At 52.8% G+C, this 20,234-nt stretch carries 21 protein-coding genes; 8 read left to right on the plus strand and 13 right to left on the minus strand.

Going from position 1 to position 20,234, the window contains the following annotated elements; genetic code table 11:
- Window positions 1–2: 2 nt before the first annotated feature.
- From CBW46_RS10970 to CBW46_RS10985, 4 genes are all read right to left on the minus strand, one after another.
- Window positions 3–1,727: an ATPase, T2SS/T4P/T4SS family gene (locus CBW46_RS10970; RefSeq protein WP_089200063.1), complete on the minus strand. Its 1,725-nt coding sequence runs from the start codon at window positions 1,725–1,727 to the stop codon at window positions 3–5.
- 3 nt (window positions 1,728–1,730) lie between these two features.
- Complete coding sequence (locus CBW46_RS10975; protein WP_089200064.1) at window positions 1,731–3,086, minus strand: P-loop NTPase family protein; 1,356 nt, start codon at window positions 3,084–3,086, stop codon at window positions 1,731–1,733.
- Window positions 3,087–3,148: 62 nt separating this feature from the next.
- The gene (locus CBW46_RS10980) at window positions 3,149–3,850 is read right to left on the minus strand and encodes an SAF domain-containing protein (RefSeq protein ID WP_089200065.1); all 702 of its coding nucleotides are present in this window, start codon (window positions 3,848–3,850) and stop codon (window positions 3,149–3,151) included.
- Entirely contained in the window at window positions 3,847–5,664 is a 1,818-nt protein-coding gene (locus CBW46_RS10985; protein ID WP_089200066.1) for a serine/threonine protein kinase, read from the minus strand. Before CBW46_RS10985 ends, CBW46_RS10980 begins: the two co-directional genes overlap by 4 nt.
- A gap of 388 nt (window positions 5,665–6,052) precedes the next feature.
- Between CBW46_RS10985 and namA the strand changes: the two genes are divergently transcribed.
- The gene (namA, locus tag CBW46_RS10990) at window positions 6,053–7,063 is read left to right on the plus strand and encodes an NADPH dehydrogenase NamA (RefSeq protein ID WP_089200067.1); all 1,011 of its coding nucleotides are present in this window, start codon (window positions 6,053–6,055) and stop codon (window positions 7,061–7,063) included.
- A gap of 165 nt (window positions 7,064–7,228) precedes the next feature.
- Here the strand turns inward: namA and nfsA are convergent, their stop codons facing one another.
- The 4 genes from nfsA to CBW46_RS11010 all read right to left on the minus strand — a co-directional run bounded on the left by nfsA (window position 7,229) and on the right by CBW46_RS11010 (window position 11,010).
- Window positions 7,229–7,990, minus strand: coding sequence for an oxygen-insensitive NADPH nitroreductase (nfsA, locus tag CBW46_RS10995; RefSeq protein WP_089200068.1), 762 nt, complete (start codon window positions 7,988–7,990; stop codon window positions 7,229–7,231).
- Window positions 7,991–8,350: 360 nt separating this feature from the next.
- Complete coding sequence (tatC, locus tag CBW46_RS11000; RefSeq protein ID WP_089200069.1) at window positions 8,351–9,079, minus strand: twin-arginine translocase subunit TatC; 729 nt, start codon at window positions 9,077–9,079, stop codon at window positions 8,351–8,353.
- A 2-nt stretch (window positions 9,080–9,081) separates the two neighbouring features.
- On the minus strand, window positions 9,082–9,309 hold the full coding sequence (gene tatA, locus CBW46_RS11005) for a twin-arginine translocase TatA/TatE family subunit (protein WP_089200070.1): 228 nt from the start codon (window positions 9,307–9,309) through the stop codon (window positions 9,082–9,084).
- Between the two features lie 27 nt (window positions 9,310–9,336).
- Window positions 9,337–11,010: a PhoX family protein gene (locus CBW46_RS11010; RefSeq protein WP_243633264.1), complete on the minus strand. Its 1,674-nt coding sequence runs from the start codon at window positions 11,008–11,010 to the stop codon at window positions 9,337–9,339.
- Between the two features lie 434 nt (window positions 11,011–11,444).
- Between CBW46_RS11010 and CBW46_RS11015 the strand changes: the two genes are divergently transcribed.
- Complete coding sequence (locus tag CBW46_RS11015; RefSeq protein WP_089200071.1) at window positions 11,445–11,669, plus strand: hypothetical protein; 225 nt, start codon at window positions 11,445–11,447, stop codon at window positions 11,667–11,669.
- 175 nt (window positions 11,670–11,844) lie between these two features.
- Here CBW46_RS11015 and CBW46_RS11020 read toward each other — a convergent pair whose 3' ends face one another.
- From CBW46_RS11020 to uptA, 3 genes are all read right to left on the minus strand, one after another.
- Window positions 11,845–12,480 (minus strand): MBL fold metallo-hydrolase, encoded by a 636-nt coding sequence (locus CBW46_RS11020; RefSeq protein WP_089200072.1) that lies wholly within the window; start codon window positions 12,478–12,480, stop codon window positions 11,845–11,847.
- Between the two features lie 14 nt (window positions 12,481–12,494).
- A complete protein-coding gene (locus CBW46_RS11025) occupies window positions 12,495–13,061 on the minus strand; it encodes a thioredoxin family protein (protein WP_089200073.1) in 567 nt (188 codons plus the stop codon).
- A gap of 81 nt (window positions 13,062–13,142) precedes the next feature.
- Entirely contained in the window at window positions 13,143–13,739 is a 597-nt protein-coding gene (uptA, locus tag CBW46_RS11030) for an undecaprenyl phosphate transporter UptA (protein ID WP_089200074.1), read from the minus strand.
- A gap of 285 nt (window positions 13,740–14,024) precedes the next feature.
- On the opposite strand from uptA, the gene CBW46_RS11035 reads away from it, so the two are divergent.
- The gene (locus CBW46_RS11035) at window positions 14,025–14,387 is read left to right on the plus strand and encodes a cupredoxin domain-containing protein (RefSeq protein ID WP_089200230.1); all 363 of its coding nucleotides are present in this window, start codon (window positions 14,025–14,027) and stop codon (window positions 14,385–14,387) included.
- A gap of 365 nt (window positions 14,388–14,752) precedes the next feature.
- Entirely contained in the window at window positions 14,753–15,070 is a 318-nt protein-coding gene (locus tag CBW46_RS11045; RefSeq protein ID WP_089200076.1) for a dehydrogenase, read from the plus strand.
- 96 nt (window positions 15,071–15,166) lie between these two features.
- Here CBW46_RS11045 and CBW46_RS11050 read toward each other — a convergent pair whose 3' ends face one another.
- The gene (locus CBW46_RS11050) at window positions 15,167–16,123 is read right to left on the minus strand and encodes a D-2-hydroxyacid dehydrogenase (RefSeq protein WP_243633265.1); all 957 of its coding nucleotides are present in this window, start codon (window positions 16,121–16,123) and stop codon (window positions 15,167–15,169) included.
- 79 nt (window positions 16,124–16,202) lie between these two features.
- Window positions 16,203–16,592, minus strand: a complete 390-nt coding sequence (locus CBW46_RS11055; RefSeq protein ID WP_089200077.1) for a VOC family protein — start codon at window positions 16,590–16,592, stop codon at window positions 16,203–16,205.
- A gap of 176 nt (window positions 16,593–16,768) precedes the next feature.
- Between CBW46_RS11055 and CBW46_RS11060 the strand changes: the two genes are divergently transcribed.
- The 4 genes from CBW46_RS11060 (at window position 16,769) to CBW46_RS11085 (ending at window position 20,226) form a co-directional block, all read left to right on the plus strand.
- Window positions 16,769–17,533 carry a sulfite exporter TauE/SafE family protein gene (locus CBW46_RS11060; RefSeq protein WP_089200078.1) on the plus strand — a complete coding sequence of 255 codons (765 nt, stop codon included), beginning with the start codon at window positions 16,769–16,771 and terminating at the stop codon, window positions 17,531–17,533.
- A 98-nt stretch (window positions 17,534–17,631) separates the two neighbouring features.
- Window positions 17,632–17,856 carry a hypothetical protein gene (locus CBW46_RS11065; protein ID WP_089200079.1) on the plus strand — a complete coding sequence of 75 codons (225 nt, stop codon included), beginning with the start codon at window positions 17,632–17,634 and terminating at the stop codon, window positions 17,854–17,856.
- A 692-nt stretch (window positions 17,857–18,548) separates the two neighbouring features.
- Complete coding sequence (locus tag CBW46_RS21285; RefSeq protein ID WP_165842271.1) at window positions 18,549–18,725, plus strand: hypothetical protein; 177 nt, start codon at window positions 18,549–18,551, stop codon at window positions 18,723–18,725.
- A gap of 886 nt (window positions 18,726–19,611) precedes the next feature.
- On the plus strand, window positions 19,612–20,226 hold the full coding sequence (locus tag CBW46_RS11085) for a TetR/AcrR family transcriptional regulator (protein WP_089200083.1): 615 nt from the start codon (window positions 19,612–19,614) through the stop codon (window positions 20,224–20,226).
- Window positions 20,227–20,234: the final 8 nt, after the last annotated feature.

Raw genomic sequence — 20,234 nt, forward strand, 5'->3', positions numbered from 1 at the left:
GCTCAGTCCCCTCCCTCTTCAACAAACGCCACGCTTGCCTTATGCGACAGAGCCGGCGGGCTGTTACTGCCGCAATGTCCGGCCTCATTCGTCATCTGCTTCAGCGATTGGCTGATGCGATTCAACGGATTAGTGTCTGCAGGATTATAAACCACAACTCCGTCTCCTGCCGGTATAGGACGTTCCTCCGCCAGCTTACGCAGCACTGCCAGCGTGTTGGCTGCCCAGCCTGGATCCACATCATACATTTCTTTTTGCAGCCTCTTGCTAAGATCACTGCGGTAAGTCCACGTGTCGGTTCGCTGGTCCCAACGCATAAGCTCGTGTGTGCTAATCTCTGCGGTATGGCGATTGTAGCGGAGCTCCATCACGCTTTTAATTCTTTTGCGGGTGCGACTCGCGTCTTGCGTCTGCACCAGCAGCAGGTCGATGTTTTCCGCGACCCGCTTCTCCTCCTCCGCAAAACGTGCGCCCGCACTGAGGCTGCAGAGCAGCCTCGCGAATTGTGACGGCACTGTCTCAGGCTTCCACGTGTGATACGTGCTGCCAAATCCCTTCAGCAGCCGCTCACACGCCAGCATCGCCCCTTCCACCTCTACTCTACGCACCTCCCCGATGATCGCGTAATCAACGTCAAACCGAAGCACCTGGTCCATGGCATGATGAAACGTGCTTTCGTGGGTGACACGCTCAATCAATTTTTTCTCCGGAAAGTCGCGGCTTGCCGCCAATTCATAATGCTTCTCGATAACAGCCCCCGTGTAGTGATCCTCCCTTTCGGCTAATATTGCCTTCAGGGTGGTAGACTTTCCAGTGCCTGGCGGTCCGACTACCAATAAGTTACAGTGAGTTTTGGAAAACCCTCTGAGTAGAGCTACAGCCTCCGGTGGAATGGTCCGCCGCCGTTCATCTGCCAAATCGTCAACTGTGACCCGGCCGATCAAAAACCGCCGAAACGTAATGACATCGTGGCGTACGTCCGGCTTTACCGTTAACGTCACACGCTCACCCGTATATAAATCTACTTCCAGCGTTGTGTTATACAGGTTAACGATTGCGTCTTCCTTTTGCCGTGTGAGCACCCGAACTATCTTATCCACCTCCTGGTTGGAGGAAAACTCAAACGGCATACGTTGATGGCGGCCGCTGTGATGTATCCAAATCGACGTGCCAATGATCTGGGCCGCATAGCTGTCTGGATATTTTTGCCAACATGCGAGGGCCTTGAAGCCATAGATTTCATGGAACATTGCATGCGTGACATCTGAGTAGCACTGCTGCTCCGGACGAGCATAATCCCGAAGCCCCTGATAGTATACCGGAAGCTCCATCTGGTGCAGCCCCTGCTGATCGACATACGATTGGATCTGTTCCATGATCGCCGTGACGGTTTCCGGGATCCCAATGATCGCTTTGTTCTCGAGCTCCACGAAGGCGCCGGCCTCATCGATGGCCGCTCTGTCCCACGACTCGCGTTCCGCCTCCCTATAACGCTGATGCAAAACACCGCTAAACCGCTCCCCCGCTAATTCTTTGAAGGCCAGGCATGCATGCGCGAAATCTTCTGACGCTGCACTGCCGGCATGCTGTCCAGTCGGCACCGTGACCTGGGATGCGGCGGCAACCGTGGTATCTGAAGCTGCGCTGCCGTCCGTAAGCGCGCCCGGGCGAAATTGGCCGACGTGAAATCGTTCCAAGGGCTGCGACCGCTGTGACTGACTGGTCATGTGTCACGCCTCCCCCGCCGGCTTCATCCAGCGCAGCCATGAGCCTCTGCTGATCCGGGCAGATGAATTCTGCGTGTGCGGTGCTACCGGGGATGGCTGCAGGTTGTAGTAGCGCATGATGGCCCTGCCGACTTTTTGCAGCTCGTTATCATACTCCGGCCAGACGCGTGAAGCCAGGCTGCCTTCTGTCTCACTGCGGTAAAACGCCGACACGTAAGGCAGACTGCCCAAATATGGCATAGCCAGCTGGCGGGACAGCTGCTTCTCATTTTCCATGTCCGCGGAGCGGTGCATTGTATTGAATAGGAGCATGGATTGACGTTCACTCCATCGAAACACGGGCTGTAATATGTGTTCGCGCATCCGCTGCCATTGCGTTTTGGCCTGCAAGCTTTGATTCATTTGCACCACAAGAAAATCGGCCGCATGGATGCTCTGGGCGGCCATCGCATGATCCGGGTAGCTGCCCGCATCGAGCAGTACAAAGTCAAAGGCTTCTCTCGCCTTTTCAATCAGCCATGAGACGCCGTCTGTATTATAGTAGTAGAGCTTTTTCAAGTCGCGGTTCCCTGCAAGATAGTGCACATTCGGCGCGAGCGTCTGCATTTTGCCGCGCAGTTCTTCCGCTTGAAGCTGTTTGCCTTGCAGAGCGCCCCATAACTCGTCCATATATTTCGCGCTGTAACGCAGACCCGTGTCGCCTGGATTCCAGCCGTTCAAACCGAGGATGCCGACACGCCTGCCTGACAGCTTGGCCAACGTCAAACCTACGCCGATCAGGCTGGACGTCAGCCCCATCTGCGGCAGTGCGCCGATAGCTGTCATCACCTTGGAGTTTATGCGCTCCTTGGATAAGCAAAGTCTGGATACCTCTAGCGCCGTCTGCTCCGGAGTGAAATACGGCAGCACAAAATCGATGCCGTGCGCCGCACAAAGGGTTTGTTTAGCTTTTAATGATGCGGGGTCACGGCTGTTGCTTAGCATATAAATAAGTTTGTGGTCCGGAAAGCGCGCATGTAGAGCTGTAGCCTCATTGATATCCATCATCATGTCACTGACCAGCCACACATCCCCTGGCAGTACGCTAGGCGCTTTAAATTCATGGGCCACGCCTGTACTCATGTTTGCTGCAGCGGCTCTCCCGACAAAATGGGACGCAGCCTCTGGCACATGGACCCTAGCCTCTTTGCCGCCGCCACTAGTCTCCTCAACATGGGTTTGCGCCAGCGCTGGCACAGCATGGTCCATGAGCAATTCAGCAGCCATCTCGGGCATCACCGGCGCAACGGATGAATACTCACCGGACGACCGCAGCGCGGTAAGCAACCGCCGATCTCCAGATACAACATGTATGTTCAATATGGTCTACCTCCTTATGCATGACAGTTATTCAACTAATTCAATCAGCTTCTTCCTCTCGGTTACCGATACACGATAAGAAATGTGTAGCCCATGCTGCCGTATTTACGGATCAACTCTTTTTGTTCGTTCGAGACCACCAGTTCAATGGTGCTGACCGTGCCTGTCGGCTTTTTCCTGTCGTCAGACGCCGCCACCTCCTGGTTGTTCGTCCCCTTGGCAAAACTCACGACGATTTCCTGAAGTTTCTTCTCCTCCTCAAAAGGGATGTCCAGTTGCTGCAACAACTCCCTGGATGGCTCCTGTTCACCGGCTTGAGCGGCCGCTCTGTCCCCGTCCTCCTTCTTCACCAGCAGCAGGGAAACCTTATCGCCGCGTAAGAGACTCCCTGGCGGCTTACCGAACATCCACTCAGCAGGCAGCGGCATGTTCCACTCATCGGGAGACGGAATCAAGTGCTCGGTGTTTACCATCGCATCCGTGATCTGTTCATTCAGTCGAATAGCACGTGTGGTCTCTTGGTTCAATGCTGCGGTCCAATCCACTAGCGCTCCGCTCACCAGCTGTTCCTTTTTTACTTTCGCTAATCTCAAATCTGCTTGGGATAGTCGGCTGCCCCGCTCTATCGCACGCGCTGCCTGAAGAACTTCCACCGACCCCCAGTTAGGCTCTATGTACCATTTCCAACCGATCAATAACGCCGGCCCTGACAGGCAGAGCCCCACAACCAACAAATAGTAAAGGAGCCGATACCAAATATTCATCGTGCATTTTCACCTGCTCTATCTGTTTTCCAAAGGTCCCCAACTACTGCCGAACTGGGTCTGCCTGTGCGATGTGAAGCATTGACCCTTCGCCGTGCCCCGCCTTCCGGCAGCCAACCCCGCAGCCACGGTTTCAGTGCCCTGTCCAACGGTCGCCTCACGGCCGGATGGTCCTGAGCAAGCATGCCCAACCAGCTGGCCTCCGTCAGCTTGGCGAAATCCACCGCCGGTAATATGCATGCCGGTGATTCAGGCAATATACGCAACCACTGTGCCGTATGTCCGGAGGTGACCGCTTTGTTGGCAAAGCAGCTCACGCGCATACCGGACTCACGCAGCTCTTGCAGCTGCTGCAGGTTGCGTCGAGCCGACTTGAGCTCCAATTTGTGCAGCAGCGGATCGATCACATAAATGAATTCCGCAGCTGTACTCAACAGGCCGTCAGCAGCCGCCACGCGCCAGTCCGAGCCGACATCGAGCAGCACGACTGGTCGGACCAATCGCTCAAATAACAGCGGCCATTCGATGCGGTATGAGCCACCTGAGCTGCCTGCGAACCCGCTGTCCCTGCCTGAGGCGTCGGCGGCACGGCCGGCTGCGGGCTGCACGCGCGGCATGCCTGCGGACGGCAGCCACAGTGTGCTGCCATCCGTCCACGCGGCCTGCTGCCGGTCGCCATCAGAGGCCTCGTCATAGCAGCGATAACCTGGCGGCGCATGCTTCTCGCCGAACAGCAGCCCGTACAACTCCGGCTGCTGGGCCGGCGCCTCCAGAACCGCGTGTGCCACGCCCAGTCGATGCAGGGCACGGGCGACCGCTAGCGCCGCGAAAGTCGCACCTGCTCCCGCATACAAGCCGCCCACCGCAACCACTCGCGGCTGCGCTGCGCTATCGCCCGGCGCGGCCGCACCCTGCGCCCGCGCGCCGCTGCCCAGCCTGCGTACGCTACTGCCCAACCGCCCTGGTCCGCCGACCAGCCCGCGCACGCCGCCCTGCTCCTGCTCCTGCTCCGCCAGTATGCGCTGCAGCTCTCCCCGCGTCTCAGCCGCGGTCTGGCAGCGCGCTTCCGGCTCCGCCTGCAGCAGCTTTTCCACCAGCCCCGCCAGGCTCGGCCGTACTCCAGCATCCAGCTCCGTCAGTGACTTGCGAGCTGTATGGTAATATTGCCCGCCGCTCAGCAGGTAGTAGAGCAGCGCGCCCAACCCATACAAATCGGTACGAGCATCCGTTTGACCTCCCTCAAATTGCTCTGGGGCGGCGAATCCCACCGTGCCTATCCGCACGGTATCTTCAGATTGCCCAGCCTTAAAACTGCGGGCAATTCCGAAATCGATCAGTCGAACCCGCTCCTCCATATCGATCATCAGATTGGCCGGCTTCAAGTCCCGGTAAATGATCGGTTCCGGACGGCGGCTATGAAGGTAGTGGAATAAATCACACAGCTGAAGCGCATACCCGATAATCTGTGATGCCGACATACGTCTAGCCTGCCTTTCAAAGCGCTGCAGCAGCGTTTCCCCCTCAATATAATCCATCACCAAATAACTGTACCCGTGCCGATCCGTCGGGTAATAATCTACTATCTCCGGCAAATTCGGATGTTGCAGCTGAATCAATATATTTGCCTCAGCCAAGGATGCAATTGCTTCTCTCTGTGACGGTCTCGTTTCTTTAACAGCCCACCGCTTGCCGGCCAAACGTAAATCTTCAGCCAAGTACACAATGCTCATGCCACCACGGCCGAGCGTAGCGGTAAGCCGGTAGCGGTTACCCAGCACATCCCCAATCCGTTTACCCGGTTCATGCATGTCCATGCTCTATCACCCCAATCTATTACAATGCAAAACCCTGACACGACAAAAAAACCGCCCCTGTCATGCAGCTAAGCATGAGAGAGGCGGTTCTTCCGCACCGGCTATTACCAATATTGACTATAAATTACCACATATTTCATCAACATGCAACATAAAATGCTAGGCTAAGTCAAATTACTGCACGTGCCCTGTTCGCGGGATGTTGTTGCCGGTCCTTCCATCCTGCCGTCGGAGTGAGCCGGGGATTTCCGTGTCCTTTTCGCGCCGCTCCAGCACGTGATTAGCTCCAGCCGCCGCTATGTGGTTGTGTGCATACTGCGTGCTAATTGGAAACAAAAGGATTATAATAGTTATGGGGTTTTGTCTAATAGGATGGAGGAGAGCTAGAATGAAACTATTTTCGCCAATCACATTAAACGGGATGACACTGAAGAACCGCATTGTTATGTCACCCATGTGCATGTACTCCTGCATGGATCAATCCGGCATGGTGCAGCCATGGCACAAGATTCACTATCCGGCACGAGCCGTCGGCCAAGCGGGGTTGATTATTGTGGAGGCTACAGCCGTCACGGCTCAAGGACGCATATCACCACAAGACCTGGGTATCTGGAGTGACGAGCACATAGCCGGACTGAAAGAGCTTGTTCAACTCGTTCAAAGCCAAGGTTCGAAAATCGGGATTCAGTTGGCCCATGCCGGGCGAAAAGCAGTGCTGGAAGGACCGATAATCGCACCGTCCGCCATTCCATTCAATGACAGCTCGAAGACTCCACAGGAGATGACGCTCGAGCAGATCAAATCCACTCAACAAGCCTTTGTTCAAGCGGCTCTGCGCGCAAAAGAGGCCGGCTTTGATTGCCTGGAGATCCACGGCGCACACGGTTATTTAATCAGTGAGTTCTTATCGCCGCTGGCCAACCGCCGTACGGACGACTACGGAGGAGCACGGGAGAACAGATATCGCTTCCTGCGGGAAATTATCGACGCTATCCGTGCCGTATGGTCGGGACCGCTGTTTGTGAGAATTTCCGCGAATGAATATCACCCGCAAGGCAATCAAATAGAGGACTTTATTTATTACGCTGAACAGATGAAGGCACAGGGCATAGATTTGGTGGATTGCTCCTCAGGCGGGGTTGTTCCTGCCGATATAGAGCTTTATCCGGGCTATCAAGTACCTCTGGCAGATAAAATACGGGCATCCGCCGACATCGCCACAGGCGCGGTGGGCCTCATCACGCAACCTGAGCAGGCCGAGGAAATTATAGCGAACGGACGCGCTGATCTGGTGTTCCTCGCCAGAGAACTACTGCGAGACCCATACTGGCCGCGTACCGCAGCCAAACAATTAGGTTTGGAACTCGAGGCTCCGACTCAGTATAAAAGAGGCTGGTAAGCCGATATAGAATGCCGCGTACCACCAGCCGTTCACTTGAAGCATCACAAGCAACGGCAGGCAAAAAAACATCCCAAACCATATCAAAATGGTCTGGGATGTTTTTTTGTTGTACGCGCCCAGGGCCGGCGTCAACTGCCTACCGATGGTCACAGCAAATTTTCATCATTTGTCTAAATCCTCTTGGTCCTCTAAGAACCCCTGACTCTCCAAAAAGCGCAGCATATGCATCCGGGCCGGCGCTTTTAGCTTATTGGCCATATCCTCCGACCAGGTGGAGGTTCTTTTTCCGTCGGTGCGACGGGTGATATACTCCTTCATAGTGTGGTCATAATCTGCGAGAGGGGCCGGTAATTTGTCGGGTTGGTATGTATTCTCATGCAGAATCGCTTCACGCGGCAAACGTGGACGTAGGCCCGGCGCTTGATCGGGATAGCCGATGCACATGCCAAACACGGGGTACACATACTTCGGGAGCTTTAAAAGCTCTGCCACCTCAGCAATATTCGTGCGAATACCGCCGATGTAGACGATGCCCATTCCCATGGATTCCGCCGCAACCGCGGCATTTTGCGCCGCTAAGGTCGCATCCACTGTCGCTACGATCAAATTTTCCATCGTGCCAAAGTAGCCCTGTTCGGGGTCCCCATGCTGCTGATACGCTTGGCGGAGCCGGTATAAATCGGCACACCAAACAAGAAATACCGGACACTCCATCACGTAAGAGTAGTTGTCGGCCAAGACGGACAATCGCTGTCTTACGTCCTGGTCCGTCACGCGAATAATGCTGTATGCCTGCATGTTGCTCGAAGTAGAAGCACCTTGTGCGGCGGATATTATTGACTCGAGCTGCTCGTCTGTGACCGGCTGCTCGCTGTACTTGCGGATAGATCTATGATTGGTGAGAAGCTTGATAACGTCGTTCATGACTGTCATTCCCTTCCAATATGTTCACGCGATCCTCCAAATATTATTTAACATTCCCGCGCTAAAAGCAAGCTAACCGCCTGTCGCACACGCAGCCAACAAAAAAACAATGCCCTAATCGGACATTGTTTTTAGTGTGACGTACTGCCTCATACACGTACGCGACAGCCGCGCAGTTCTACTGTGCCTCAACGTGCCCGTCTACAGCCGCGTTATACTACTTCGTCTCGTCCACGTGCACGCACAGGCCTGCGTACTGCTATGCCTCAACGCGCTCGCTACAACCACGTTATGCTGCTGCATCTCGTCCAGGTGTACTACACTACAGCCATGCTGCGTGCTGCATCTCGTCGTCATAAGTCACAGCGTGTGATTTTGTCTCCTGTAAATAACTTTCGATAGCGAGACGCTCAGTTCATACAACAGGAAAAGCGGAATAATGACCAAGATATCCGAAATAATATCGGGCGGTGTGATCGTAACAGCCGTGATCGCAAGCACAAAATACGACAGCTTACGAATTTTGGCCATCCTGACCGGGTTTAACACTCCGATCTGTGTCAGGAACATCACCACCACCGGCATCTCAAACAGTATACCGAACGGCACCGTCATGTTGACCATGAATGTGAAGTATTTCTCGGCTGTATACATAGTTTCGAAATCGCCTGCCATCGTCTCCAAAAACGAGTACACCATAGGATAAATGATAAAGTAGCCGAAGCATATACCGATGATGAACAGCAGCGCTAACGCAGGGATCAGCGACTTCGTGGCCTTGTATTCGTGCGCCTTTAGAGCGGGCTTCACAAACAGCCAGCTCTGCCAAGCCAGCACAGGCATCGTTAACGCAATGGCAACAACGCCGCTGAGCAAAAAATAGACCCATATGACGTCCGACGGAGCCAGAATAGCGAGCTTGCCTTCAACGTCCCGAACCAGCCAGCGATAAATATCTTTTACAAAAATAAACGACGCACAAAACGTGACGACAAATGCCGCTAGCGTGATGATAATCCGTTTGCGCAGCTCTTCCAGATGCAGGATCACGGTTTCGTTCGGCGACTTTGTGTCTGCAATGTCAGCCATAATTACCGTTTGTCCGCCGCCAGAGGCTGGGGTTTAACCTCTTCCGCCTTTTTCATATCTTCTACATTATCGTCCTCATTGTTCACCAAATCCCGTGTGCCCTTCTTGAACTCGCCCAGCGTACGGCCAAACGCACGGCCAAGCTCAGGCAATTTCGATGGTCCGAACACGATAAGCGCAATAATCAGAATGACAATAAGACCGCCTACACCTATATTTCCAAATGGCATGTCAAGCTCTCCTTTCCGTGAGTGGGCTTACCCAAGTTTAAATCCACTGATCGCAACAACTCCGCAGCGCGGCTTGGTATCGCCGGGGCGATGAGGCCATAGGCTGCTAGGCTTATTCAGATCATCCGTTTCTTCCCCGGGATGCTGTACGGATAGGAACAGCGTGCGCTCATCCGGCGTGAAAAACGGCCCCGTCAACTCACTTTCAACCGGTCCCGAAGCGAACTGCATCGCAACGCCTTTGCTTGGACCCGCGGTAGGGATGACAAACAGACCATTGTTCATAAACGACTGATAAACCCCTTTGTTGTGGCTGCTGGAGGAAATATCCGTCACCACCCACAGATTACCATTGGAGTCGAACGCCAAGTTATCCGGGGAACTGAAGCCCGACTGCCGTCCGCCTGCGACGAAGATTTCGAAATCAAATTCGGTTCCGCCCAGGTCGTTGTCTTTTTCGAAAATTCTGGTGATATGGCCGTGCACGTTTCCGTGTGAGTCGTTATTGGTGTGGCAAATAAATACCGTATTATCAAACGGAGAAATTTCAATGTCCTCCGGACGGTCAGTCGGCATACCGCCCAAGATCATTGCCGCCTCATGACAGTAAGTCACGACATCGCCTTGGCTTTTGAATTTTTTGATCACATCTTCTTTTTTGCCGTCCACACCTGAAGGTACTTTGAACTTCTCGTCGGAAAGAGCTTTGGAGACCGCGTCATAGGTCATAGCTATCCATTTGCCGGATTTTAAGTTGGCAACATACAATGTGCCTTCGGCAAGCAGATCGGAGTTTGCGCGCCCTCTTTCCGGAACATACTTGCCGCTCGAAACAAATTTGTAAACACAGGCGTCCTTCTTATCATCGCCCATGTATACGACCACGCGGCCGTCTTTTGCAAGGCCCATCGCGGTGTTTTCGTGATTAAACCGGCCAAGCGCCGTATGCTTTCTCAAAAAGCTGCCATCGAAAGGATCGATTTCGACCACCCAGCCGTAGTGCGTCTGCTCCAGCCCGGCAGCCTCAGCGGTCTCGCTGAAATTTTCCTCACAGGACATAGCCGTGTTCCAGAGGGTGACACCACCCGAGCAGTTGGCAAAAGTGCCTTGGACCTTGGACGCCCCTTTCAATGCTTTGATACCTTTAGCAGGGCCTGTCAGCTCAAACTGTGAAAAACCGTTGATTCGGCGCGCGTGTTTTGAAGTGACATCCATTTTCCATGTCCCCGTTCCGTCCTGGAACACCTCGATAACGGACATGCCTTGATAGTACAAATCGTTATTGACTTGCTGCTGCGTTAATTTTCCGTCCTTCACGGGCCCGAGTGCGAAAATGTTGGTCGCTTCATGGTTATTCACCAGCAAACCGCGGGTATTAGATCCTTCAATTGGAAAATAAGCGTTGTAATCGGAATTCTGCCCGAATTTATCTCCCGCTGGGTTAATGATGTCGTCAAAAGCCGCTACCACATCGTATTTATAGCCCGCCGGCAGCACCAGCGCGTCCTCTTTGCTCGCTTCGATCGGCTCAAAGAAGCCGCTTACTTTGTTCGTACCGTAGCCGAACAGATGATCGGCCGTCGGAGACATCGCTGATGCCTTGCCCTCTAGCGTTCCCAAGCCTGCGGATGCCGCTGCCAAAGCCGCAGCTCCCGTGCCCAGATAAGATAAAAAAGTACGTCGGTCCATGACCTTTGCCATGCTATGATAAAACCTCCCTGGAACGAATATGTATTTGCAGATAAAGCATACCGATTGAATATCAACCATGTGTTAATTGGATATGAACAATTTGTAAATCTATATTTCGTGCGACAGTTTGTCATGTTCCAAAGAAGGACACCTCCATAGAATGTCAGGCACATGTTCCAGTTGAACACACCAACAGTCTATGGGGCTCCACCTAACAGCAGCACGGTATTCACCTACGCGTATCAAATTGGACTCGTATCTTTATTTCTGGATGCCGCAACTTTTTACCGATCCGCAGCGTCATATATATATAAATTTTACAATGTATTCCAAAAATTCCGGCTAATGATGAGTGCCATGTTTGCACTGGTATTTTTTTCACTAAGATAGAAAGCGGTTACAAAAAATATCCGACTTCACTTTACTTTTTAGGAGGGACGCGCGTGGGAAATTCAAAATACGACACACCGCCCCCGGTGGCCGTCGAAGAAGATGCCGAATACATCCAGGCTGAATTCGCTAGCACGCAGCAAACTGAGCATTTGCCGCCTGAAGCGAAAACCGAGTTAGGTTTCACACCACAACCGATCCGTTATTTTGGCTATTTTTTCTTCGCCTCCGCCGCACTGATGTTGATCATCGGGCTGGTACTGCAATGCATGGAATAACAAGGACCGGCCACGGGAGCACCTGGCACCTTTAAACATAGGGACATCATGGAGCGCACATAACGTGCCGGCGGACGAATTAAAAAAAGCCCACACATTGAGCTTGGTTTAACATCAATGTGCGAAGCTTTTCTCTAGCACTGAATTGTGTGTGAATGCGATTCCGACTGAATTGTCACACGTAGGGATTGTGTTCCCGCTCGTAGCCGATCGTAGTTTTCGGGCCATGGCCAGGGTAAACGACCGTCTCGTCCGGCAGCTTGAACAGTTTACCATGAATCGACTCAAGCAGCACCTCCCTGCTTCCGCCTTTGAGGTCGGTCCTTCCTACCGACAGCCGGAACAGTACATCGCCGCCGAACAGATGCGAGCCAAGAAGAAAGCTCACGCTGCCCGGAGAATGGCCCGGTGTATGAAAGACTTTAATTTCATGGCCAAGCAGCTTTAACACCTGACCTTCATCCAGACCGTATTCCGCAGGCTCAGTCTCAATCGGGCCTCCGAGTTCCGGGTATTCCGTCGAACCGTTGAGCTTTGCGGTAGTCAGCCAATCCGCTTCCGCGTCATGCAGGTAGACCGGACAATTTTTCAGCTTTCGGATTTCATCAACGCCGCCGATATGATCAAAATGCGCGTGAGTAAGCAGTATCGCTTCGATCCTCATACCTTCGATTCGCTTTATCAGCGTTTTGGCATTCATGCCGGGATCAATGATCACACCGACATTCTCTTCGGGCTTGGATAGCAAATATGCGTTGGTTTGCAGCGGGCCGAGTGGCATTCCTTCAATTTTGATGCCGTCTAAGTTCATGCGCTCCAACCGCCTTAAAACGAGGACAACAGGTCGCGAAGCTCTTTCACGATAACGGTCTGGTATTCGGTACCTTCGCCGTATTGACGAGCCATCTCCTGGCGCGCCACCTGAATCTTGTCGTTGTAATCCGCCGCCTCACGGTCGGGATTCTCCTGCTTGAACTTCGTCATTACCGCCTGCACATGGGCTGGCCGTGGTCCCCAATGCCCCAGCACCAAACCGCTGAAATCAGTAAATATAACAATCGGTATGGCCTCTCCGCCGCCGGTTAAAAATTGGGCCATCACATCCGGATGCTGTTCTTTAATCAATACTTCCGTCGGTATGCCGGAGATCTCCAATGCGCGAAACACAACGGGCACATTGCGCACAACATCGCCGCACCAGTCGGCCATGAGAATGAGGCAGCGCAGGTCATCCCGGTTATTCAAGGACTCGAAAAACTCCTTGTCTTCTTCGTTCTCCCACTGGAAGCGGTCATACCATTCCTGAAATTTTTCCTTGTTTTTCGTCATGCCGTCAATAAATCGCTGCGGCGTCAAGCCTTTGCCAAGCTTGTTGGACAGGTTTTTGCCCATGGAAAAAACCTCCTACTATAGTCAGATATGTTTCATTGTAACCAATTGCCATAGCGTAGGCAACGAGCCGGTCGGGTAGGGTCAAGCGGTTTTTTTACGACCCAGCAGCTTGTATCCGACATACAGCACCGTCAGCAGGATGGCCGCGATAATAAAAGGCTTCACATACGGAGCCGCTAATTGATCTATTTGCTCCCAGTTCGCGCCAAGAGTGCGTCCGAGATACACAAACAAGATAGCCCAAGGTATCGTGCCCAAGGTAGTGTAAAAAATGAATCTTAGCATAGACATCCTGGCCATACCGGCAGGTATCGAGATCGCTTGCCGCACAACCGGTATGAATCTGGCGGTGAACACCATGCCCGCGCCATATTTCTGGAACCAGCCTTCCGCAATATTAATATAATGCTTTTTCAATAATAGATATTTCCCGTATTTCTCTATGAACGGCCGACCTCCATACTTCCCGATCCAATACAGAATAATCTGCTGCAGCACACAGCCGATAGTTCCGAAAATGACCGCGCCAACCAGTGAAATGCGACCCTGCGATACGAGATAACCCCCATAAGATAGCACAAGCTCGCTCGGGATGACCTCGAGCATCAGCCCGATCAAAATTCCCCATACACCCAAATTTTCAATGAACGACATTGCACCATGCACTAACTCTTTCATATGATTCCAGCCTCTTCCTCTCTCAGTCCGGGATCAGCCCGCTTTATATCTACCATCTGTATTCTATCATAGTTGCTATTATTCCAACCAGCGCACGCTCCCCTGGCATTAAGAGACAAGCCGCCGCATACAAATAAATATAAACACGCTAAAGGTGGGAGCAAGGTGACGAAAGTAGTTGTGATCAGTAAAAAAAAGGCGCGAGCATGGGTGCTTATCGCTGCAGCAGCAATATGCACCGTCGGTGTAGCTTGGTATTGGGGATACAGCGCGAAGGAGTATAAAATGGCGGCGGAAACAGCGGCCGGAATGAGCGAATCCCCGGCAATTGCGAGGACGATACACTTGGTCACCGGGGAATTTAAATCAACAGGCACGGACGGCAAAACGATCGAAGCGTATCGTTGGGACCCCGGTACAATTCATGTTAAGCGTGGAGAGACTGTCAACCTTAGTATTTTTGGCGTGAATGGGGCAAGCCATCCATTCATTATCGACGGCCTGAATGTGAAGGGTGAGGTCAAAAAAGGTAAGGAAACGGTAGTGACCTTTCGCCCGGACAAGCCGGGGACGTACCGTATCATCTGTTTGGCACATCCCGACATCGCCCATAACGGACCGATGATCGGATACATTGTTGTCGACTGAGCGGCGGCCGGCACGGGCGCATGGCTGTGTGCGGCGCACGCGTGGCCCGAGCACCAGCGGCCGGGCACGCGGCCGGTGCAGCCATCGCCGTGTGCATGCGCGCGGGTGGCCAGGGCGGCGCTCTCGAGCAGCCGAGCACGACCGGCGCAGCCATGGCCGTGTGCGCCGCACGCGTGGCCAGCGCAGCGCTCTGCAGCGGCGGGGTACGACCGGCGCAAAGATGGCCGTGCGCGGCTCAATTCCGCTGCGATGTTTCGCACTGCTAGAAAAAGGTCCAAGCCGTGAAGCTTGGGCCTTTTCCGTGTGCACGGTTGCCTCAGGCGTATCCGCCGCATACGTTAATGCAGGAAGGAGTAGATGCGCGTATGCATCCTTTGAACAAAGAAGCAAAGCATAAGCAACAATTGCCCACCGCCCGCAAAATACGGCGCTCCTGCAGCCGTGAGTTGTATCGAACCCGTAAAAAACTAAACAAGTGGATCTCCCCTGAACTGGTCGAACAGGCGGAGCAGCTGTATTTTAAAAAGGTTTGCCTGAATTTGCTATGGATCGTTGAGCACGGCAGTAACCGTAAACTGCTGTCGGACTGGTGGGAAGAGAACGTTTGTCCTGAATTGGCGGAGCTGTGGGCAGTAGAGCCGGCACGGCTTGCCAAAGCATTTCGGGAATCCTTCGGAGGCTGAAGCCGATCGGCGGCACCCTATCCGACGGCTATAGCCGTACCGCTGTAACTCGTTCTGTACCTCGTATTATTGACTCAGAATCTGCGTTAGCCGTTATCAATACTGACGATGCAGATCCACCCTGTTGTGCTGAGGCTCCTTGCCCTCCGTGTAATCGCGCAAGTTATTCAGAAAAATTCCCATCGCACGGTCATTATAGTGTACGGTAGAGCCCGAGTTATGGGGAGTAATTATAACATTATCCATCTGCCACAGCAGGCTGTTCTCAGGCAGCGGCTCCACCTCAAACACATCCAACCCCGCACCCGCGATCGTACCGCTGCATAGCGCCTCAATCAGCGCGGCTTCATCCGTGGTGCCGCCTCGGCCAATATTGATGTAGTAAGCGGACGGTTTCATCGTGCGGAACTGAGTACGCCCCATTAACAGCTTCGTCTGCTCGGTTAGCGGCAGGGTGACAACTACGTAATCACTCGCGCGCAGCACCTCGTCCAAACCATCCAGCGTCACCATGGAGTCCACGTACTCGGCGACGGCGTAGGATCTGCGTACTCCGAGCACTTGCATGCCGAATGCTTTACACAATCTCGCGACTTCCGAACCGATAGCGCCCACGCCGACAATGCCCACGGTTTTACCATGCATTTCATGGAGTTCCCCCAGCCTGGCCCATTTGCGCTGGCGTTGATTGTGTATGCACTGATGCAGCTGCCGTGTTAAACTCAGCAGCATTCCCATAACCGTTTCCGAGATCGGATAGGGGTGCACGCCGCTCGCGTTGGTTAACAATATGCCCGCGGCTGCAAAGGAGGCCAGTGGAAGTCGGTCGACGCCCGCGTTCCAATTCTGCACCCAGCGGAGCTTGGAGTCCGGCTGAATACACTGGTCTGCGGCGGCAGAGCTCCAACCCAGCAGTATTTCCGCTTCCTTCAAATGAGGCAGCATCAATTCCCTGTTGCTCCCATGGATCAATTCCCACTCCGGAGCAACCACTCGTATTTGCTCTACGTGCTCATCGGTTAAAGCTTGCAGTGCAACGATTTTCCGCGTCAACCCGGCTCCCCCTTTCATTGTGAGCATATAGTATGTATCATGCGCAAAGCCGCACAAGTTTGTTTGGACAAGCTTAGGCTCAGGAGTGGGCGGCCGGCTGGAAAAATTCCAAACGTTCCCCGTCAGGCCCAAAGAAGAAAGCAATCAGATCGCCTTCCAAAATCGTGCGCGGTGTTTCATCCATCAACTTTACGCCGAGCGACTTGAGGCGGTCTATTTCCGATTGAATATCGCTCACAGTAAATGCAATATGATGGACAATGCCGTTGTCCGGCAGGCCGTCATGACCGCGTCCGATTAATTCAATCTGGACATGCTCTGAATCCGGAAAAGACAAGAAACCCAGCTCTACGCCATCTTTTAGCGCAGTTCGTTGTACCAGGCGCATTCCCAGCACCTCAGTGTAAAAGTCGATTGACACATCCATATCTTTCACCATAACGCCAATGTGCTCGAGCTTACGAATCATTGTCAACACACCTTTCCAGCTGAGTTTTACTTCCTGCTCATTCTATCATGAATCGGCGCGTATTGGGAATGCGCTTTCAGCCAGGCAGTTGAATTCTTTTGTGTTGTCTAAAGGATGTGGATTTTATATACTAGGCTGTATTCTGTAAACCATTATTCAGTGAAGGTGATGACCATATGGAACTGCCGTCGACCGATGTATTTTTATTTCTGATTGCAGCCGGCTTCGTTGCTGCTTTTATTGACTCCGTGGTAGGTGGCGGCGGCTTAATCTCCGTGCCGGCGCTCATGCTAACCGGTCTGCCGCCGGCTATGGTGCTTGGCACAAACAAGCTGGGGAGCACCTTCTCCTCCTTGACCAGCACCCTGTCATTTTTAGTCTCCGGCAAAATCAGCGCCAAGCTCGTGCTCGCCCTCTTCCCGCTTTCATTCGTAGGAGCCGTACTTGGCACCTATACCGTACACTTGCTGTCCCCTGAATTCTTGAAGCCTCTCGTAATCTGCCTGCTTGCCCTTCTATTGATTTACACATTGATGAAAAAAAATTGGGGTGCCGCAGCCCGACCTCGGCCGGCAAAAATGAGTACCCGTGTGGCAGTGGGCGCGGCGGCGGTGGTAATCGGCTTTTACGATGGTTTTTTTGGTCCTGGTACCGGATCATTTCTGCTGTTTTTGTTTCTTTTGCTTGGCTTCGATTTTGTGGGCGCGTCCGCGAACGCGAAGGTGCTTAATATGGCGAGCAATCTCGCCAGTCTAATATCGTTCTTGCTGTTGAAATCGGTGCATATCGGCTATGGTCTGACTTTGGGCGCGGCAATGATAGCGGGTGCTCTGATAGGATCCCGCTTGGCTATACGCCATGGTGCAGCTTATGTCAAACCGTTATTTATATCCGTTACGACCATCCTCATCGGCAAACAATTGTGGGATTTGACGCAATGAAAGCGAGTGTAAAGAAAAATTTCCCAATGCGAATATTTATTTAGCAGATGAGAAACATTACCTGTGTAAATAATTACAGTCGTAAGGAGAATGTCAGGATGAAATTGAAAAAAATTGCAGCTTTAATTGTGGCAGCATCATTAGTTTTGAGCATTGCAGCTTGTGGTGAGGATAACGGCGGCGGCGGCAATGGCGGCGGCGGTGGCGGCGACCAGCAGCAAGGCGGCGGTGGCGGCGGTAACGGCGGTGGCGGTAACGGCGGTGGTGGCGGTAACGGCGGCGACGGCGGGCAGCAGCAGCAGCAAGGCGGAGGCGGTAAGTAAACCTCACCCGCCATTCGCGCAATTGAAATCGTAATACCGGAGTAAAAAAATAATGCAGCTTGCTCTTAACGAGACGGGCTGCATTTTTGCTGTACACACGTATGACTTTAGAAGGATCCCGCGCTAACGCTGCTGCATGGTTGTACTATTGCGCGTATCTGATTCATGGCAAATTCACGGACCGGGTCATGAACGAGATGTGGTTCGCTCACGTTGCGCATATCCGCCCATATACACTCTACGCCTCGGCCTTTTGCTGTACCAGCAAACATTTTGCATCCATAACAGAATCGTTCCATCTGAAACTCATCCAGCTTAACCAGTTTATTCCGAAGACAACAATATATTTGTCCATCTGGATCGGCATAATTCACATGAGTTACAAGTCGCATTAGTCCACCCCTTGATGAGAGATTAAACATGTAATAGCTATTATATAAACCAGGTGGTGAATGTATGAAACATTTTTGTTATTTTTGGAATAATTTGTATTCACGTCCGCAGTAATGTAGTCGTGGCCGAGTTAACGCAGTCACCGACTCATGCAGCGATGCACTGTCATGATGGGCGCGTGGCTGCGGCGCGATACGCATGCTGTGAAGGAGACACATCAGTCCTGGTTGCATAAAATTTTCCGGTTCAGGGAAATTTACACGATGAGGTCAGCTTCCGATGAGGAGGGAGGTGTCAAAATGGCGAATCCCAACGAGGCCAATGCAGAAAACGAGGTAACGAAAGCCGACGTGCAGTCCACAGAGCTAAACAGATTGCCTGGACCGGATGCCGAAGAAAGGCTTTCCGCCGAAGAAGCGGCCGAAGTCTTCATGGAGAATGCTCCCCAAGGCAATGGAGGCCAAAATCAAGCATAAAAAACAGGAGTTACATACAAAACAGCCTGGCCGTCGCGGACCAGGCTTGTTTTTCTTCACTGGGATGGACGACACGGTTCACACAGAAGCTTTTCCGCTTGCCGTGTGGCCCTGTGCGATCTTTTTGCATTGAGCCGCCAGCATTAGAAAGTGTAGGAAAAACAAGGGCCGCAATGATGAGGCGCGGTACTTGCGGGCGCGGGCGAGGGCCAAGTGAATTTAAATTTCGAATATTGCCGCGACTCCTTCACACCGAGAAACGCTAGAACCGCTGCCATAAATATAAAAAACTGTGAAGAAAAATGAATTACGCATACCCAGCCATTCCGCCATCAAGCCTCCGCGCAGCTGCCTGGCACCTGTCCTGTCTGCAGCGTGCCCAGCACTTTACTGTCTGCAGCGCGCCCAGCACTTTACTGTCTGCAACGCGCCCCGCACTTTACTGGCAGAAAATCTTCCCCAGAACGGGGATACCAGTGCAATCATCAAACGGTTGACGCCAAAGATCATCGCTGACCAAAGCGCAGCCTCTTTCATATGCCCAGCTCTTGGACATACAGTGGCAGGAACGGAATAATCATCCCGATGCGCATTCAACATCCCCGTCAAGTAGATTGACTCTCCTTTTTCCTTGACGGACGAGCGGGTTCACAAAGAAAACGAAAGACAACGTGGCACTACACCCACGCAGCCGCGCTATTGTCCGCAAAACAAGGCGGATTCCGCTGAGCCGGGTTAGTCTCGCCTGCAGGCAGCATATCCAGCGCATCAGCTCACACGTATGCTGTAAAAATTAGGTTGCTTCAAAGCAACCGGCAAGGTACAATAAAACCTGCCCTAATTAACGTTAGTTAGCTCAAAGCTGTCTGGGGAGGGAGAACCTGCATTGACTGCAAACAAAATCCGGGCAGCCGCACTGCGCCTGTTCGCTCAATTCGGATATGAGGCCACTCCCCTATCGGAAATCGCCAAAGCCGTCGGCATTAAAACACCCTCTTTATACGCGCACTTCAACAGCAAGGAGCAATTGTTTCTGGCAGTGTTCGAAGATTTGCTGCAAGAGCAGCTGACGAGGATACGTGGGTTGGAGCAGTTGCTTGGTAATATGTCTATAGAAGAACGGTTGTACACTATTCTTCAGGATGCAAGCCAAAGCTATTTGCTGGGCGAGGAAGGGATCACCTTCTTGAAGAGGGCCATGCTTTTTCCTCCCGCAGCTCTGCAATCGGAACTACGGGCGCGGTTCGCTGTTTCCGAGGCGGCGTTGTCCTCGATACTGGCTAACATTTTCACCGAAGGCATGCGAAACGGCAGCATCCGTCAGCAGCGCAGCGAGGATTTGCTCGCATCATTTTATTGTCTGCTTGACGGCGCGTTCATCCAGCAGTTTTATTACGCCCGCGCCGATTTCGAACAAAGATTGCAAAGCATTTGGCGTATTTATTGGCAGGGCATAAAGGCCTCGGGCGGAACTGACAATCGGAAAGCCACAGGAGTATAAGGAGAGAG

The organism is Paenibacillus xerothermodurans (assembly GCF_002220865.2).
GTDB classification, from domain to species: domain Bacteria; phylum Bacillota; class Bacilli; order Paenibacillales; family NBRC-103111; genus Paenibacillus_S; species Paenibacillus_S xerothermodurans.

Coding starts and splice junctions, on each gene's coding strand:
- CBW46_RS10970 (WP_089200063.1), bottom strand. CDS start 1,727: ATGACCAGTCAGTCACAGCGGTCGCAGCCCTTGGAACGATTTCACGTC.
- tatA (WP_089200070.1), bottom strand. CDS start 9,309: ATGCCATTTGGAAATATAGGTGTAGGCGGTCTTATTGTCATTCTGATT.
- CBW46_RS11065 (WP_089200079.1), top strand. CDS start 17,632: ATGAAATTGAAAAAAATTGCAGCTTTAATTGTGGCAGCATCATTAGTT.
- CBW46_RS11055 (WP_089200077.1), bottom strand. CDS start 16,592: ATGATTCGTAAGCTCGAGCACATTGGCGTTATGGTGAAAGATATGGAT.
- CBW46_RS11020 (WP_089200072.1), bottom strand. CDS start 12,480: ATGAACTTAGACGGCATCAAAATTGAAGGAATGCCACTCGGCCCGCTG.
- CBW46_RS11060 (WP_089200078.1), top strand. CDS start 16,769: ATGGAACTGCCGTCGACCGATGTATTTTTATTTCTGATTGCAGCCGGC.
- nfsA (WP_089200068.1), bottom strand. CDS start 7,990: ATGAACGACGTTATCAAGCTTCTCACCAATCATAGATCTATCCGCAAG.
- CBW46_RS10980 (WP_089200065.1), bottom strand. CDS start 3,850: ATGAATATTTGGTATCGGCTCCTTTACTATTTGTTGGTTGTGGGGCTC.
- uptA (WP_089200074.1), bottom strand. CDS start 13,739: ATGAAAGAGTTAGTGCATGGTGCAATGTCGTTCATTGAAAATTTGGGT.
- tatC (WP_089200069.1), bottom strand. CDS start 9,079: ATGGCTGACATTGCAGACACAAAGTCGCCGAACGAAACCGTGATCCTG.
- CBW46_RS11045 (WP_089200076.1), top strand. CDS start 14,753: ATGCATCCTTTGAACAAAGAAGCAAAGCATAAGCAACAATTGCCCACC.
- CBW46_RS21285 (WP_165842271.1), top strand. CDS start 18,549: ATGGCGAATCCCAACGAGGCCAATGCAGAAAACGAGGTAACGAAAGCC.
- namA (WP_089200067.1), top strand. CDS start 6,053: ATGAAACTATTTTCGCCAATCACATTAAACGGGATGACACTGAAGAAC.
- CBW46_RS10985 (WP_089200066.1), bottom strand. CDS start 5,664: ATGGACATGCATGAACCGGGTAAACGGATTGGGGATGTGCTGGGTAAC.
- CBW46_RS11035 (WP_089200230.1), top strand. CDS start 14,025: ATGGCGGCGGAAACAGCGGCCGGAATGAGCGAATCCCCGGCAATTGCG.
- CBW46_RS11025 (WP_089200073.1), bottom strand. CDS start 13,061: ATGGGCAAAAACCTGTCCAACAAGCTTGGCAAAGGCTTGACGCCGCAG.
- CBW46_RS11010 (WP_243633264.1), bottom strand. CDS start 11,010: ATGGCAAAGGTCATGGACCGACGTACTTTTTTATCTTATCTGGGCACG.